We start from the raw sequence: 1,655 nt of genomic DNA, 5'->3' as shown, positions 1-1,655 counted from the left end.
TCCGAGCGTGCCAGAATCCCCTCAGCCCCGTCCCCCATGCCGGGTAGGGTGCGGCCCACACGATGACCTCCGACCTCACGCCCGCTCAGTCTGGGCCCATCACCGCGGAAGCCGTGGCGACGCTGGTCCTGGAGCTCGACGTGAACAACCCGGAGCTGAGCGGCTATCAACTGACCGTCTCGGATGTGGACGGCAGCCGGACGGCGCAGTGGCATGGCATCCGTTTCCCCTGAGATTGAAGCCCACCTCAGTCCAGGAACCGGCGCTCCCAGCGACGCAAGGCGCCGTTGTCACGGTAGGGGCGTGAGACCTCTCGCGCCGCGAACCAGGGCTCCAGGATACGAGCCAGCTCGCGGTGCGCGGGGAGTACGCGCCCTTCTTTGGTATCGCCCGCGTCGGGTTCCGGGCCCAGGGTGACAACGGCACGGTCGTCCCCAAGAGCCTGCACGGAAATCCCAGGTGTCTGGAGGCGGGCCGCCAGCGCGGAGGGGCCTCCCAGCGCCTCGAGCACCGGCGGACCCAGGAAGTTCATCCAATGGACGCCCTGGATCTTCTCTCCCACCGAGTACGCGTTGTTGCGTTCATCCGGAACATCCATGCCGGGATAGCGGAGGCCGAGTTGAAACATGTGCTGCATGAGGTCTTCCATGCCCAGCCAGGCATGAAATGACGGCCCTGCATGGCCGGAGTTGAAGGGCAGCAGTTTCGCCAGGGCCAGCGCCAGGGCTCGAAATGAATCTACGCCTCGGGATTGGAGGAAATCGGCTGGAAGCCAGAAGGAAACCGCGCAGGTGTGCAGGCCCGGCGCGCGGCGGCCCTCCGGTGATTCCAGGTCAACGCCCCGATAGAGGAATTGATGATCAACAAGGCTTCCGTAGCTGTCGCGCAGCTGGATGAATGGAGCCCGATGCGTCAACAGCTCCCTGTGTGTTTCTTCGAGCGCGGAGTCATCCAGCTTCTGCCATTCGCCTTCCGTGTCGGGGTACCACGTCAGTGCCTGGCGGCCGACAGCCTGCAGGTAGGTCTTCAGCGCCTGTGAGATCAGGGGCGCCAGGTCCCGGTGCGAGCGTCGCATGTAGAAGCAGAGGCTCAACCCCGTCTTCATGATGACGGAGCCGTGTCCGGCAACCACTTCGACTGAGGGCAGGTTTCCGAGCATCAATACACCCCCAAGATCGGTGAGACGCGAAATGCAGTGGCACCCAGGGCCTCTTCATACATCTCACCCTGGTGATGGCCCTCCCAGGGATGCCCTTCGGGATACTTTCGCCATACGCCTTCTCTGCCAATCGGACAGGGGAACTTGAAGTCGAAGCTCGCTTCGACGCGAAGCGGGTCTCCAGAATGGATGACCACATCGGGGATCAGCGTCCCACGGAGCCTCCCTGTTCGACCTGAGCGAATCAGCGCCTGCGCTTCTCCAGGAGAGACCCGTTCCAGGGTGTTTGTCTCCCGGTTGTACCGGTAGCGCTGTTCCAGACTGAAGCCACCGGGTCGCTCAACGGATAGACGCGCCTGGACACAGCGAAGGGCCACCGTGTGCTTCTCACGGCCCCACTGCATGGCCCGGGTGATGGGTTTGCCCTCTGCATCCGTCCCGACCTGCTCCTCGCACTGCTGCACTGTCGGCGTCTTGCCGTCGAGCATCCGCAGGT

2 protein-coding genes and 1 pseudogene are annotated in these 1,655 nt (G+C 63.9%); 1 reads left to right on the top strand and 2 read right to left on the bottom strand.

Annotation, left to right across the window (positions count from 1 at the left end; all coding sequences use genetic code 11):
• The first annotated feature begins 62 nt into the window (after positions 1-62).
• Complete coding sequence (locus ACLEQD_RS42955; RefSeq protein ID WP_410391730.1) at positions 63-233, top strand: hypothetical protein; 171 nt, start codon at positions 63-65, stop codon at positions 231-233.
• Positions 234-247: 14 nt separating this feature from the next.
• Here the strand turns inward: ACLEQD_RS42955 and ACLEQD_RS42950 are convergent, their stop codons facing one another.
• Positions 248-1,159 carry a type VI immunity family protein gene (locus tag ACLEQD_RS42950; RefSeq protein ID WP_410391729.1) on the bottom strand — a complete coding sequence of 304 codons (912 nt, stop codon included), beginning with the start codon at positions 1,157-1,159 and terminating at the stop codon, positions 248-250.
• Positions 1,159-1,655: pseudogene (locus tag ACLEQD_RS42945) on the bottom strand (hypothetical protein); the annotation flags it as partial. The pseudogene ACLEQD_RS42945 and the gene ACLEQD_RS42950, both read right to left, overlap by 1 nt.

It is taken from the genome of Corallococcus sp. 4LFB (genome assembly GCF_046520365.1).
Lineage (GTDB): Bacteria > Myxococcota > Myxococcia > Myxococcales > Myxococcaceae > Corallococcus > Corallococcus caeni.
The sequence above is the reverse complement of the archived record's forward strand: the minus strand, read 5'-3'. Positions and strand labels throughout refer to the sequence as shown.

Coding starts and splice junctions, on each gene's coding strand:
- ACLEQD_RS42955 (WP_410391730.1), top strand. CDS start 63: ATGACCTCCGACCTCACGCCCGCTCAGTCTGGGCCCATCACCGCGGAA.
- ACLEQD_RS42950 (WP_410391729.1), bottom strand. CDS start 1,159: ATGCTCGGAAACCTGCCCTCAGTCGAAGTGGTTGCCGGACACGGCTCC.